The following is a 14795-nucleotide window of genomic DNA, read 5'->3' as shown; positions in this document are numbered from 1 at the left end:
GACAACGTTGTCCGGAGTGAGCGCAGGAGGGGAAGCTGTAGATGCAGCGCAGAAGTCGACTCAGAAACGGTCCGGCGGTCGTGCTCACGGCCGCCTTTGTCATGGCCGTCGGCACCCAGGGCGCGGCGGTCGCCCTGCCGGCGAAGGCACCGGCCGCCGACCGGGAGTTCGCATCCTCGTTCGAGGCGGGCGATCCGGCGCCGGACTGGCTGAACACCGTGGACACGGGGGCGGACGGGGGCAAACGCGCCTCGGGCGTGGACGGCGGCTACAGCACGGGCATCCCGGGCAACGTCGACGACCATGTGACCGAGGTCCGGGCCAGCGACGAGAACGCGGGCGCGGGCGAGGTGAAGGAGAACCTCGTCGACGGCGAGCCCGGCACCAAGTGGCTGGCCTTCCAGCGCACCGGCTGGGTGGAGTTCGACCTGGACAAGCCGGTCAAGCTGGTGACGTACGCGCTCACTTCGGCCAACGACTACGCCGAGCGCGACCCGAAGGACTGGACGCTCCAGGGGTCGGCGGACGGCAAGGACTGGAAGACGCTCGACACCCGCTCGGGTGAGAGCTTCAAGGAGCGGTTCCAGACGAAGTCGTACGATCTGGCCGAGCCCGCCGAGTACCAGCACTTCCGGCTCGACGTGACCGCGAACAACGGCGCCTCGGGCATCCTGCAACTCGCCGACGTGCAGTTCTCCACCGGCGGCGGCGACACCACGGTGCCCCGGGACATGCTGTCCCTGGTCGACAAGGGGCCGATCGGCTCGCCCACGGCCAAGGCCGGCGCCGGATTCACCGGAAAGCGTGCCCTGCGCTACGCCGGACGGCACACGGCGGACGGGCGGGCGTACTCGTACAACAAGATCTTCGACGTGAACGTGAAGGTCGGCGGCGACACCCGGCTGTCCTACCGCGTCTTCCCGTCGATGGCCGACGGCGACCGCGACTACGACGCCACCAACGTCTCCGTCGACCTGGCCTTCACCGACGGCACCTACCTCAGCGGCCTCGGCGCCACCGACCAGCACGGCTTCGCGCTGACACCGCGCGGCCAGGGCGCGTCGAAGGCGCTCTACGTCAACCAGTGGAACAACGTGGCCTCCCGGATCGGCTCGGTGGCGGCCGGCAAGACGGTGGACCGGATACTGGTGGCGTACGACTCGCCGGACGGCCCGGCGAAGTTCCGCGGCTGGATGGACGACATCGCCCTGAAGCCGGTGGCGCCCGAGAAGCCGAAGGCGCACCTGTCGGACTACGCGCTGACCACCCGCGGCACCAACTCCAGCGGCAGCTTCTCGCGCGGCAACAACTTCCCGGCGACGGCCGTCCCGCACGGCTTCAACTTCTGGACGCCGGTCACCAACGCGTCTTCGCTGAGCTGGCTCTACGAGTACGCACATGCGAACAACGGCGACAACCTGCCGACGATCCAGGCGTTCAGCGCGAGCCATGAGCCGAGCCCCTGGATGGGCGACCGGCAGACCTTCCAGCTCATGCCGTCGGCCGCCTCCGGCACACCGGACACCGGTCGTGCGGCGCGCGAGCTGGCCTTCCGGCACGAGAACGAGACCGCGCGGCCGTACTACTACGGCGTCCGGTTCGAGAACGGCCTGAAGGCGGAGATAGCCCCGACCGACCACGCGGCCGCACTGCGCTTCACCTACCCGGGTGATGACGCGAGCGTGGTGTTCGACAACGTGACCGAACAGGCGGGGCTGACCCTGGACAAGGAGCACGGCGTCGTCACCGGCTACTCGGACGTGAAGTCGGGCCTGTCCACGGGCGCGACCCGGCTGTTCGTGTACGGCCGGTTCGACAAGCCGGTGACCGGCGGCGACTCCAGCGGGGTGAAGGGCTTCCTGCGTTTCGACGCGGGCGCCGACCACACGGTCACCCTGCGGCTCGCGACCTCGCTGATCAGCGTGGACCAGGCGAAGGACAACCTGGCGCAGGAGATCCCGGACGGCACCTCCTTCGGCACGGTGAAGGAGCGGGCCCAGCGGGCCTGGGACACGCTGCTCGGCAAGGTCGAGGTGGAGGGCGCGACCCCGGACCAGCTGACCACCCTGTACTCCAGCATGTACCGGCTGTACCTGTACCCGAACTCGGGCTTCGAGAAGGTCGGCGGCAAGGACCAGTACGCCTCGCCCTTCTCCCCCATGCCGGGCCCGGACTCCCCGACGCACACCGGGGCGAAGATCGTCGACGGCAAGGTGTACGTCAACAACGGCTTCTGGGACACGTACCGGACCACCTGGCCCGCGTACTCGTTCCTGACCCCGTCGCAGGCGGGTGAGATGGTCGACGGGTTCGTGCAGCAGTACAAGGACGGCGGCTGGACCTCCCGCTGGTCCTCCCCCGGCTACGCCGACCTGATGACCGGCACCTCCTCGGACGTCGCGTTCGCCGACGCGTACGTCAAGGGCGTGAAGTTCGACGCGAAGGCGGCGTACGACGCGGCGGTCAAGAACGCCACGGTCGTCCCGCCGTCCTCGGGCGTGGGCCGCAAGGGGATGAGCACCTCGCCGTTCCTCGGCTACACCAGCACCGACACGCACGAGGGCCTGTCCTGGGCGATGGAGGGCTACGTCAACGACTACGGCATCGCCAAGATGGGCGAGGCCCTCTACAAGAAGACGGGCGAGAAGCGGTACAAGGAGGAGTCGCAGTACTTCCTCAACCGCGCCCGCGACTACGTCAACCTCTTCGACTCCAAGGCCGGCTTCTTCCAGGGCCGGGACGCCAAGGGCGACTGGCGCGTGGACTCCTCGAAGTACGACCCGCGCGTGTGGGGCTACGACTACACGGAGACCAACGGCTGGGGCTACGCCTTCACCGCCCCGCAGGACAGCCGGGGCCTGGCCAACCTGTACGGCGGCCGGCAGGGCCTCGCCGACAAGCTCGACGAGTACTTCGCCACACCCGAGACGGCCTCCCCGGACCACGTCGGCTCCTACGGTGGTGTCATCCACGAGATGACCGAGGCGCGGGACGTCCGGATGGGCATGTACGGCCACTCCAACCAGGTCGCGCACCACGTCATCTACATGTACGACGCGGCCGGTGAGCCCTGGAAGGCGCAGGCGAACGTGCGTGAGGCGCTGTCCCGGCTCTACACGGGCAGCGAGATCGGCCAGGGCTACCACGGCGACGAGGACAACGGCGAGCAGTCGGCCTGGTACCTCTTCTCCTCGCTCGGCTTCTACCCGCTGGTCATGGGCGGCGACGAGTACGCCATCGGCTCCCCGCTGTTCAAGAAGGCGACCGTGCACCTGGAGAACGGCCGCGACCTGGTGATCAAGGCGCCGCACAACAGCGCGAAGAACGTGTACGTGCAGGGCGTGAAGGTGAACGGCAGCCCCTGGACGTCCACCTCGCTCCCCCACTCGCTGCTGTCCAAGGGCGGGGAGCTGGAGTTCTTCATGGGGTCCAGGCCCTCGACGTGGGGCACGGGCGCGAAGGCGGCCCCGGTCTCCGTCACCCAGGACGACAAGGTGCCGGCGCCCCGCGCGGACGTGCTGAAGGGCGACGGCGCGCTGTTCGACAACACGTCGGCGACGAGCGCGACGCTCACCACGGTGGACCTGCCGGCCGCTGACGGCGCCAAGCCGGTCCAGTACACGCTGACCTCGGCGGCGGACCACACGAAGGCGCCGGCCGGCTGGACCCTGCAGGGCTCCGCGGACGGCACGGCCTGGAAGACCCTGGACCACCGCTCCGGCGAATCGTTCCGTTGGGACCGGCAGACCAGGGCGTTCACCATCGCCGCCCCGGGCACCTACGCGAAGTACCGCCTGGTGCTCGACGGTGAGGCGACGCTGGCGGAGGTGGAGCTGCTGGGCTGACCGGCGCATGAGCGAGGGGGCGGACCCGGACGGGTCCGCCCCCTCTTCGTGTGCGCGCTCAGCCGGTGGCGATGATGAAGACGTGCAGGTCGGTGTCGTTCGGGAGGGTCACGCTGCGGACGGCCTTGCCGTCCGGGGCCGCGACGGGCTTCGTGGCGAACACGTAGGTCGCCACCGGGTCCTTGTCGGCGCCCGCGACATTGCGGTACGCCGCCTTCGCGACCACCTCGTTGCCGTAGGCCACGGTGCCGCCCCCGCCGCCGACGGTCCAGTCGGTGAAGGCGAGGTCGACGGTGCCGGTGGTGCCGTCGGTGTAGGTGACGGTGGCCTTGGTCTGCTGGTTGCCGTTGACGGCGCTGCCGATGAAGGACAACCGGGCCGCGGGCTGGGCGAGTTCGATCGTCTGACCGGAGGCCGAGGCGTTGTCCGGGCGGCCGGCGGGCGAGTTGGGCCAGTTGAAGGCGAGACCGTCCACCGTGCCGTGGCCGCCCGGGGTCAGACCGGCCGCGGCGAGGGCCTGGCGGGAGTAGCTCCAGCCGCCGCCGTCGTAGTCGGCCTCGTCGTGGTCGCCCGCGTCGTCCGAGACCCCGGTGTTGTCGTAGGCGGACAGCAGGGTGCCCTGAGCGGCCACGGTCAGGGAGACCGGCTGGTCGTAGGAGGTGTCGCCGGAGGTCACCGTGACCTTGACGTCGTAGAAGCCCTGGGTGGCGTCCTTCGCCGCGGCCAGGGTGATCCGCTGGGCGCCGTCGGTGACCGTGCCCTCGGCGGGCGTGGCCGTGACACCGGCCGGCGCCTGGACCCGGAAGCGCACCTCGGGCCCGGTGCCGCCGCTCAGCGCCAGCGCGCGGATGCCGATGCCCGTGCTGTCACCGGGTGCGACCGTGGCGGTGGTGGGGCCGACGCCGATCTGGTACGGCTGCTCGCCCTCCCGGAAGGACGGCGGCGGCGCGGACGCGCCCCAGGTGCGGTTCGGGGTGGCGGACAGGGTGTAGTCCAGCCGGCCGCCGTCACGGACGAACGAGGCGGGCAGCCAGGGGCGGTCACTGTCGCGGCCGTCGACCTTCAGGGACTGGACGTACGGCGCGTCGGCCGCCGCTCCGGTGGCCCGGACGGAGATGTCGTTGCCGTGCGGGCGGGCTATCTCCACCCGCTCGAACAGCGGTGAGGCCAGGACGAGTTCTGCACGGGAGGGCACCTGCGGGTACATGCCGAGCGCGGAGAAGACGTACCAGGACGACATGGCACCGAGGTCGTCGTTGCCGGGGATGCCGCCCGGTTCGGTCGACCAGAGCCGGCTCATCGCCGCACGGACGGTCTCCTGCGCCTTGTACGGGGCTCCGGCGTAGTCGTACAGGTAGGGCACGTTGATGGACGGTTCGTTGTCCAGCTCGGACTTGGCGCCGCCCTTGCCGCTCAGGACCCAGCTCCCGTCGGCGTTGTGGAAGAAGTCGTCGAGCCGGGCGAGCGCCTTGCCGGTGCCGCCCATCGCCGCGAAGAGCCCGGCCGGGTTGTGCTGGACCATCCAGGTGTACTGGGCGGCCGATCCCTCCACGAAGCCGTTGCCGGTGTCCGGGGTGAAGCCGGTGACCCAGCTCCCGTCGGCCTTGCGGTTCGCGATGTAGCCGCCGCCCTGGTCGGCCGCGAGGTTGAAGTTGTTCTGCCACCACTGGGCCCGGCGGGCGAAGGCGCCGGCCGTCTCCTTCTCCCCCGCCGCGGCGGCCAGTTGGGCGAGGGAGAAGTCCGCGGTGGACATCTCCAGGGTCTCGGCGGCGCCGCCCCAGGCGTTGGAGACGCTCGGCATGTAGTGCAGCTTCAGGTACTTGTCGAGCGACGGGCGCTGGCCCACCGACAGCACCGGCTTGCCGGCCGCCGACAGGTCCTGCGCCGTGGGCACGGTCGCCGCCTTCACCAGCGAGTCCAGGGCGCCCTGCAGGTCGAAGCCGGTGCCGCCGAAGGCGCGGATGCCGGCCAGGGCGGTGGGCGCGGGGTCGCCGTTCATGACGTGGGTGCCGCTCGCGCCGTGCAGCCAGCGGTCCCAGACGCCGCCGTTCTGCCGGGCGAGTTCGTACAGCGACTGGGCGATGTCGGAACCCGTGTCCGGGTCGAGCAGGGTCAGCAGCTGCACCTGGTCGCGGTAGACGTCCCAGCCGGAGAAGGTGCCGTACTGGGCGCGGTGGCCGCGGCCGGTCCGGTGCACCCTGCCGTCGGAGCCCCGGTACCGGCCGTCGGCGTCGCTGATGACGTTCGGGTGCAGCAGGGCGTGGTAGAGGGCGGTGTAGAAGGTGGTGCGCTCGGCGTCCGTGCCGCCGCCGACCCGGACGGCGCCGAGCCGGTCGCGCCAGGCGCGGCGGGCCGCGTCCGCGACCGCGTCGAAGGACCGCTTCGGGGGGTTCTCCGCCTTGAGGTTGGCCGCGGCGGCCGCCTGGCTGACGTAGGAGATGCCGACCTTGGCGTTCACCGGTCCGGTGCCGGGCGCGAACTCGACGTAACCGCCGGCGCCCTTGCCCGCCACGGGCCGGCCGCCGTGCGAGAAGCCGCCGGTGCCGCCGGTGGCCCGGGTGGAGCCGGCCTGGAGCTTGTCGTCCTGCCAGGTGCCGGTGGCCTTGAAGGCGCGGTCGAAGCGGGCGGTGAAGTACAGGGTGTAGTAGGAGCGCTGCCCCTCCGGGTCGAGGTAGCCGCAGAAGTCGCCGGAGGTGACGGAGCCGGACACGGTACGGGTCGCCGGATCGATGGTGACCGAGGAATCCTCGGAACCCAGCTCGGAGTTGGCGGTGCGGACGAGCAGCGAGGCGGGCTTGTCCGCGGGGTAGGTGAAGCGGGCCGAGCCCGTGCGGGCGGTCGCCGTGAGGTCGGCGGTGACGCCGGAGGCCAGGTCCACCTTGTAGTGCCCGGGCCCGGCGTTCTCGTCGGAGTGGCGGAAGTCCGAGGCGTAGACGGCGTCCTTGGTGTCGCTCGCCGGGGAGGAGGTGACCTCGCCCGCGTAGGGGAAGAACGGGATGTCACCGCTGCCGCCCGCGCAGCCGGTGCCGGACATGTGGGTCAGGCTGAAGCCCCGGATGCGGGTGGCGTCGTACTGGTAGCCGCCGGGCGCGGCGGTGCGGGTGGCGTCGCCTCTGGTGTTCTCCGGGCTCCAGGAGAGCATGCCGAACGGCACCACGGCGCCCGGGAAGACGTTGCCGCCGTTCCTGGTGCCGATCAGCGGATCGACGTACGGGGTCGGGTCCTTGACGAGTTCGGGGGGTGCTGCGGTCGCCGCGAGGGCGGGGGTGGCCCCGCCGGTCGCGAGCACCGCGGCCAGCAGCAGGGACGTGGGACGGAAACGCATGACGCGGCCCTTCCTCGGGATGGACGGGTCGCGCACCACAGGTCGCACAAGCCGCAGGGACAGTAGCGCGCGCCACCGGTGACACGGAAGACCGCGTGCTCCCCCGGGGCACACTCCGCTGTCACCCGGCCGGGCTATCCCAAGTGGGTTGACATCGTTGTCCGTTGGCGCGATAGAGTCATGTACGGACCATACGACAACGTTGTCGCGCTCCACTCGGTCGAGGCCTGCCCACGGCCCGGCCGCCACAAGCCAGCACCACCCGGACAGGGACCGAACCCCCCTCACCTGCCCGGCTCGCGGACCCGGTGCGTCACTTCACCGGGTCCGCCCAGAGCGGCTCAGCCGACCCGGCAGGGAAGGCCGGTGGAGCCGTCGGCGCCCGAGCCCCGGACCACATAGCCGAACGTCGTGCTCTGCCCCGGACTCAGGGAGCCGTTCCAGCCGGCGTTGTGCACCATCACGTCCTGCCCGGTGTAGGTGGCGTCGCCGTTCCAGAGACTGGCCACCGACTGGCCGGCGGGCAGGGTCCAGTCGACCATCCAGCCGAGCATCGGCACGGTCCCGGTGTTGGTCACGGTCACCTCGGACTGGTGTCCGCCGGACCAGGTGCCGGTGGTCCTGCGGCTCGCGGTGCAGGCGCCGGGCGGGGGCTCGCCGGGGCCGCCCGGGTCGTGGACGCCGGTGACCTCGCCGTCGCCGCCGTCGAAGACGACGTCGGAGCAGGAGTAGAAGGTCTCGGCGCTGTCCGAACGCTGCCACACCATGTAGACGATGTGGCGGCCCGTCTTCCCGGCCGGCAGCCTGCCCGACCAGGAGTAGTCGGCGTCGACCGTGCCGGGCGTGCCGTTCAGCGGCGGGTGGTCGACGGTGAGGAACGGCTGGTCCTCCATCTCGGACCAGGTGAGCGGTTCGGCCGGGTCGTAGCCGTCCTTGGTGACGTACACGTAGAACCAGCCGGGGTGGGCGGCCCAGGCGTTGTAGGAGAAGTCGACCGTGGCGCCGGCGGTCAGATGGGTCACCGGCCAGTCGTCGCGGGCCAGGTCGAATCCGGTGAAATTGGGGTTGCCGCCGCTGCAGAGCCGCCCGTCCGGCACGAAGCCGCGGGTGCGGCCGACGCCGTCCGAGCGGAGCACCGAGAACCAGTTGTAGAAGGGGGTCGTGCCGCCGGCCTGCTGGGCCGCCTTGCAGGCCGGGTTCACGGGCTTGATCTCACCGGTGTCGGTGAGCCCGTCCCGCCAGCACAGGAAGGTACGGCTGCCCGGCTTCATGGGGGTGCCGTGGGCGGCGGCCGGGATGCCCGCGGCGAGCATCAGGCCGAGGGCGGGGAGAGTGGTCAGCAGGGCGAGGACGACCAGGAACAGGCCTCTGCCGCGGGTGGGGTGCGGTAATCGCGGGCGCCTCGGGAGACCGGGCGCGACTATTGGCGCAGACATGACACGTACACCTCCGACTGTGTCCGGGGCCGTACGGACGGGCGGAAAGCGGACGGACGGAAAGGGGAAGGGCGGGACGGGGTGGGAGCGGACCCGGCCCGGCCACGGCGGGTTCCGGTCCACCGGGGCCGGCCCTGATATGGGAGCGCTCCCACCCCTAGTCCGTGAAGTTAGCGCGCACGGCACCCGCTGTAAACGCCTGCCGCCACACCTGTGACACGGCACTGGTGAGAAGGCGTGGGGCGCACGGGGCAGGAGGGGCGGGGGCGTCCACAGCTCGGGACGGACGTAGCCATCGTCAATCACCCAGTGCTAGAAATGTCGCATGTCGGACCAATTCGGCCGATTCAGGCGCCTGTCTTGGCGCTCGATGGTCGGCAGAAGCCCACGCAGTGTCGCCGGACAGGTCTTCCTCCTGCAGGTGGCCCTCGTGGTCCTCCTCGTGGTCTGCGCCGTCATCGCCCTCGTGCTGCAGTCGGAGCGGGACACCGCCACGGAGGCCAAGCGCCGTTCCATAGCCGTCGCGCAGACCTTCGCCCACTCGCCGGGCGTCCAGCAGGCACTGAAGAGTCCGGACCCCTCGAAGGTCCTTCAGCCGCTCACCGAGGCGGGACGCAAGACCGCGGGCGTCGACTTCATCGTGGTCATGGACACCAAGGGCATCCGCTACACCCATCCGATACCGGACCGGATCGGCAAGCGGTTCGTGGGGCGGATAGGCCCCTCGCTGGCCGGCCGGGTCTATACCGAGAGCGTGCACGGCCCGCTGGGCCACGAGGTGCAGGCGACCGTGCCCATCCGGAACGCCGACGGCAAGGTGACCGCCCTGGTCTCCGCCGGCCTGAAGGTCAAGAACGTCACCAGCGAGGTCGACCGGCAGCTGCCGATCATCCTGGCCGCCGGGGCCGGCGCGCTCGTGCTGTCGACCGGCGGGACGGCCCTGGTGGGCCGGCGGCTGCGGCGGCAGACCCACAGCCTGGCCCCGGAAGAGATGACCAGCATGTACCAGCACCACGACACGGTGCTGCACTCGGTACGGGAAGGCGTGCTCATCGTCGGCCACGACGGGCGGGTGCTGCTGGCCAACGACGAGGCCAGGCGACTGCTGGAGCTGCCCCCGCAGGCCGAGGGACGCAATGTGCGGGAGCTGTCGCACCTGGAGCCCGACACGGTGGAACTGCTCGGCTCCGGGCGCGAGGCGAGCGACGAGGTGCACTTCGCCGGCGGGCGGCTGCTGGTGGTCAACCAGCGGCCCACCGACGGCGCCGGCGCCTGCGGCGGCACCGTGGTGACGCTGCGCGACTCCACCGAGCTCCAGGCGGTGTCCGGCAGGGCCGAGGTCACCCGGGAGCGGCTGGAGCTGCTGTACGACGCGGGCCTGGGCATCGGCACCACCCTCGACGTGGTCCGCACTGCCGACGAGCTGGCCGCGGTCGCCGTCCCCCGCTTCGCGGACTTCGTCACCGTGGACCTGGCCGACAACGTCCTGCACGGGGAGGAGCCCGCCCCGACCGCCACGGACATCCGGCGGGTCACCGTGACCGGCATCCGGGACGACCACCCGCTCTACGAGAAGGGCCGGCTGATCGACTTCCTGCCCTCCACCCCCCAGGCGCGCGGTTACAACGCCGGCCGCTCCGAGCTGGTGCCCAATCTGGCGAGCGCCCCGGGCTGGCAGGCCCAGGACCCCTCCCGCACCCAGCGAATACTGGAGTACGGCATCCACTCGCTCATCGCCGCCCCGATCCAGGCGCGCGGTGTCGTCCTCGGCATGGCCAACTTCTACCGTTCCAAACAGGAGCCCTTCGACGAGGAGGAGCTGTCGCTCGCGGACGAGCTGGTGGCCCGGGCCGCGGTGAGCATCGACAACGCCCGCCGGTACACCCGTGAGCACGCCCTCGCGGTCACTCTGCAGCGCAGCCTGCTGCCGCGGGCGCTGCCCGAGCAGAGCGCCCTGGACGTCGCCTACCGCTACCTTCCGGCGCAGTCCGGCGTGAGCGGGGACTGGTTCGACGTGATCCCGCTGCCCGGGGGCCGGGTGGCGCTGGCCGTGGGCGACGTGGTCGGGCACGGCCTGCACGCGGCGGCGACGATGGGCCGGCTGCGCACCGCGGTGCACAACTTCTCCACGCTCGACCTGCCGCCGGACGAGCTGCTCAGCCATCTGGACGACCTGGTCGGCCGCATCGACCAGGACGAGGCCCGCGCCGAGGCGGCGGCGGAGATCGTCGGGGCCACCTGTCTGTACGCGATCTACGACCCGGTGACCCGCCGCTGCGCGATGGCGCGGGCCGGGCATCTGGCGCCCGCGCTGGTCTACCCCGACGGCGGGGTCACCTTCCCCGACGTACCGGCCGGGCCGCCGCTGGGCCTGGGCGGCATGCCGTTCCGTACGGCCGAGCTGGAGCTGCCCGAGGGCAGTCAGCTCGTTCTCTACACCGACGGGCTCATCGAGGACCGCAGGCGGGACCTGGACGTGAGCATGGAGCTGCTGCGCCTGGCGCTGTCGGGCCATCCCGACCGGTCGCCGGAGGAGAGCTGCCGGGCGGCGCTGGACGAGCTGCTGCCCGAGCGCCCCAAGGACGACGTGGCCCTGCTGATCGCGCGTACCCGGGCGCTGCCGCCGGAGAACGTCGCCGACTGGGACGTGCCACGCGACCCGGCCGCCGTGTCGGGGATGCGCGGTGCGGTGTCCGCCAAGCTCGAGGAGTGGGGCCTGTCGGAGCTGGGCTTCGGCATGGAACTGGTGCTGAGCGAGCTGATCACCAACGCGATCCGCTACGGCTCGGACCCGGTCCATGTGCGGCTGATCCGGGACCGTGTGCTGATCTGCGAGGTGGCCGACGGCAGCAGCACCTCGCCGCATCTGCGGTACGCCGCGACGACCGACGAGGGAGGCCGGGGTCTGTTCCTGGTCTCCCAGATGACCGAGCGCTGGGGCACCCGGTACACGCCGCAGGGCAAGGTGATCTGGGCGGAGGTGGCGCTGCCGGACCTCTCGGCGCTCCTCGGGGAGTGAGCCGCGGGCCGGCACAGTGCGGACGAGGGCCGCACCCCCGGTGCCGGGGGTGCGGCCCTCGTCCGCACTGTGCCGTGCCGCTTACTTGCGGATCAGGCTGCGCAGCACGTACTGCATGATGCCGCCGTTGCGGTAGTAGTCGGCCTCACCGGGGGTGTCGATGCGGACGACCGCGTCGAACTCGACACCGGTGTCGGTGGTGACCTTGACGGTGCGCGGGGTGGTGCCGTTGTTGAGCTCCTCGACACCGGTGAAGGAGAAGGTCTCCTCGCCGGTCAGGCCGAGGGACTCGGCGGACCGGCCCTCGGGGAACTGCAGCGGCAGGACGCCCATGCCGATCAGGTTCGAGCGGTGGATGCGCTCGTAGGACTCGGCGATGACGGCCTTGACGCCGAGCAGCGCGGTGCCCTTGGCGGCCCAGTCGCGGGACGAGCCGGAGCCGTACTCCTTGCCGGCCAGGACGACCAGCGGGATGCCCTGCTCGATGTAGTTGCGGGAGGCGTCGTAGATGAACGACACCGGCGCGTCCGCCTGGGTGAAGTCGCGGGTGTAGCCGCCCTCGGTGCCCGGCGCGATCTGGTTGCGCAGGCGGATGTTGGCGAACGTGCCGCGGATCATGACCTCGTGGTTGCCTCGGCGGGAGCCGTAGGAGTTGAAGTCACGACGCTCCACACCGTGCTCGGTGAGGTACTGGCCGGCCGGGGTGTCGGCCTTGATGGCACCGGCCGGGGAGATGTGGTCGGTGGTGACCGAGTCGCCCAGCTTGGCGAGCACGCGGGCGCCGGCGATGTCCTCGACCGGGGCCGGCTCCATGCCCATGCCCTCGAAGTACGGGGGCTTGCGGACGTAGGTGGACTCGGCGTCCCACTCGAAGGTGTTGCCGGTCGGGACCGGGAGGGACTGCCACTGGGCGTCGCCTGCGAAGACGTCGCTGTAGGACTTGGAGAACATGTCCTCGCCGATGGCGTTGGCGACGACGTCGTTGACCTCGGCCTCGGAGGGCCAGATGTCCTTCAGGAAGACCGGGTTGCCGTCGGTGTCGGTGCCCAGCGCCTCACGGGTGATGTCCACCTTCATGGAACCGGCGAGGGCGTACGCGACGACCAGCGGCGGGGACGCCAGGTAGTTCATCTTGACGTCGGGGTTGATGCGGCCCTCGAAGTTCCGGTTGCCGGAGAGGACCGAGGTGACGGCGAGGTCGTGGTCGTTGACGGCCTTGGAGACCTCCTCCGGCAGCGGGCCGGAGTTGCCGATGCAGGTGGTGCAGCCGTAGCCGACCAGGTTGAAGCCGACCTTGTCGAGGTACGGGGTCAGGCCCGCCTTCTCGAAGTAGTCGGTGACGACCTTGGAGCCCGGGGCGAGGGTGGTCTTGACCCACGGCTTGCGGGTCAGGCCCTTCTCGACCGCCTTCTTGGCCACCAGGGCGGCGGCGACCATGACGTACGGGTTGGAGGTGTTGGTGCAGGAGGTGATGGCCGCGACCGTCACCGCACCGTGGTCCAGCTCGTAGGTGGTGCCGTCGGGGGCGGTCACCTGGACCGGGTTCGACGGGACGGAACCGGTGCCCTGGCCGTGCCGCGGGGCGCCGGCGCCGTTCTCCTCGTGGCCGTAGGCGGGGGCGTCGGAGGCCGGGAAGGACTCGGCGCTCGCCTCGTCGACCACCGAGGCGGCGGCGGCCGGCGTCTGGGCGACGGGGGCCTCGACGTAGTTCAGGATGTCCTTGGCGAACTGCTGGGCGGCCTCGGCCAGGACGATGCGGTCCTGCGGGCGCTTCGGGCCGGCGATGGACGGCACGACGGTGGACAGGTCCAGCTCGAGCTTCTCGGAGAAGTCCGGCTCGGCCTTCGGGTCCAGCCAGAGGCCCTGCTCCTTGGCGTACGCCTCGACGAGCGCGACCTGCTGGTCGGACCGGCCGGTCAGGCGCAGGTAGTTCAGGGTCTCGTCGTCGATCGGGAAGATCGCGGCGGTGGAGCCGAACTCCGGCGACATGTTGCCGATGGTGGCGCGGTTGGCGAGGCTCGTGGCGGACACGCCCTCGCCGTAGAACTCGACGAACTTGCCGACCACACCGTGCTTGCGCAGCATCTCGGTGATGGTGAGCACGAGGTCGGTGGCGGTGGTGCCGGCCTGCAGCTCACCGGTGAGCTTGAAGCCGACGACGCGCGGGATGAGCATGGAGACCGGCTGGCCGAGCATGGCGGCCTCGGCCTCGATGCCGCCGACGCCCCAGCCGAGGACGCCGAGGCCATTGACCATGGTGGTGTGCGAGTCGGTGCCGACCAGGGTGTCGGGGTACGCCTGGCCGCCCCGGACCATCACGGTGCGGGCGAGGTGCTCGATGTTCACCTGGTGGACGATGCCGGTGCCCGGCGGGACGACCTTGAACTCGTCGAAGGCGGTCTGGCCCCAGCGCAGGAACTGGTAGCGCTCCTTGTTGCGGCCGTACTCCAGCTCGACGTTCTGCTTGAAGGCGTCGTTCGTGCCGAACTTGTCGGCGATGACGGAGTGGTCGATGACCAGCTCGGCCGGCGCCAGCGGGTTGATCTTCGCCGGGTCGCCGCCCAGCTCCTTCACGGCCTCACGCATGGTGGCGAGGTCCACGACGCAGGGGACGCCGGTGAAGTCCTGCATGATCACGCGAGCCGGCGTGAACTGGATCTCCTGGGACGGCTGGGCCTGGGAGTCCCAGCCGCCGACGGCACGGATGTGGTCGGCGGTGATGTTCGCGCCGTCCTCCGTGCGGAGCAGGTTCTCCAGCAGGACCTTGAGGCTGTACGGCAGGCGAGCGGAGCCCTCCACCTTGTCCAGCCGGAAGATCTCGTACGACTCGTCGCCCACCTGCAGCGTGCTGCGGGCGTCGAAGCTGTTCGCCGACACGACAGTCTCCTTCATTGATGTGCGCGTACCACCGTCAATCGTGCCGCCACGTCGGCTTGGCCGATTCAGTAAGGTCAGGCTAAGTTAGGCAAGCCTTACTGAAATGGCGGCTACGGTGCGCCTCGGCAGATATCTCGATGTCGAGATAACTCTAGTACATGGGGCCCGGCTGGTCATGCCCGGCCGGGTCCGGCCCCGCCGTTTTCCGGTGGCGTCCGCCACAGCGGAGCCCGTCGCGCGGGGCGGAACGGCGCACACCGGACACGGCCTCGCGGCCGTCCGCGACAACCCCG

General features: G+C 70.8%; 5 protein-coding genes. 2 read left to right on the top strand and 3 right to left on the bottom strand.

The features are described from left to right. The first annotated feature begins 41 nt into the window (after window positions 1-41). On the top strand, window positions 42-3845 hold the full coding sequence (locus AB0924_RS33295; RefSeq protein WP_358934481.1) for a GH92 family glycosyl hydrolase: 3804 nt from the start codon (window positions 42-44) through the stop codon (window positions 3843-3845). Between the two features lie 58 nt (window positions 3846-3903). On the opposite strand, the gene AB0924_RS33290 is transcribed toward AB0924_RS33295, so the two are convergent. Together AB0924_RS33290 and AB0924_RS33285 are read right to left on the bottom strand one after the other, a co-directional pair. Next, the gene (locus AB0924_RS33290) at window positions 3904-7170 is read right to left on the bottom strand and encodes a GH92 family glycosyl hydrolase (protein WP_366913460.1); all 3267 of its coding nucleotides are present in this window, start codon (window positions 7168-7170) and stop codon (window positions 3904-3906) included. Window positions 7171-7511: 341 nt separating this feature from the next. Continuing rightward, window positions 7512-8606, bottom strand: a complete 1095-nt coding sequence (locus AB0924_RS33285; protein ID WP_366913459.1) for a lytic polysaccharide monooxygenase — start codon at window positions 8604-8606, stop codon at window positions 7512-7514. 370 nt (window positions 8607-8976) lie between these two features. On the opposite strand from AB0924_RS33285, the gene AB0924_RS33280 reads away from it, so the two are divergent. Further along, window positions 8977-11625 carry a SpoIIE family protein phosphatase gene (locus AB0924_RS33280; RefSeq protein ID WP_358934651.1) on the top strand — a complete coding sequence of 883 codons (2649 nt, stop codon included), beginning with the start codon at window positions 8977-8979 and terminating at the stop codon, window positions 11623-11625. Window positions 11626-11706: 81 nt separating this feature from the next. Here AB0924_RS33280 and AB0924_RS33275 read toward each other — a convergent pair whose 3' ends face one another. Continuing rightward, the gene (locus AB0924_RS33275) at window positions 11707-14502 is read right to left on the bottom strand and encodes an aconitate hydratase (protein WP_358934489.1); all 2796 of its coding nucleotides are present in this window, start codon (window positions 14500-14502) and stop codon (window positions 11707-11709) included. Between the last annotated feature and the right edge of the window lie 293 nt (window positions 14503-14795).

The sequence above is a fragment of the Streptomyces sp. NPDC047869 genome (assembly GCF_040704065.1).
In the GTDB taxonomy this organism is placed as follows: domain Bacteria; phylum Actinomycetota; class Actinomycetes; order Streptomycetales; family Streptomycetaceae; genus Streptomyces.
Note: the sequence above shows the minus strand (reverse complement) of the source record. Positions and strands in the feature narration are given on the sequence as shown.

Bases quoted from the DNA above. Each gene is read 5' to 3' on its own strand.
- AB0924_RS33295 (WP_358934481.1), top strand. From the start codon at position 42: ATGCAGCGCAGAAGTCGACTCAGAAACGGTCCGGCGGTCGTGCTCACG.
- AB0924_RS33290 (WP_366913460.1), bottom strand. From the start codon at position 7,170: ATGCGTTTCCGTCCCACGTCCCTGCTGCTGGCCGCGGTGCTCGCGACC.
- AB0924_RS33285 (WP_366913459.1), bottom strand. From the start codon at position 8,606: ATGTCTGCGCCAATAGTCGCGCCCGGTCTCCCGAGGCGCCCGCGATTA.
- AB0924_RS33280 (WP_358934651.1), top strand. From the start codon at position 8,977: ATGGTCGGCAGAAGCCCACGCAGTGTCGCCGGACAGGTCTTCCTCCTG.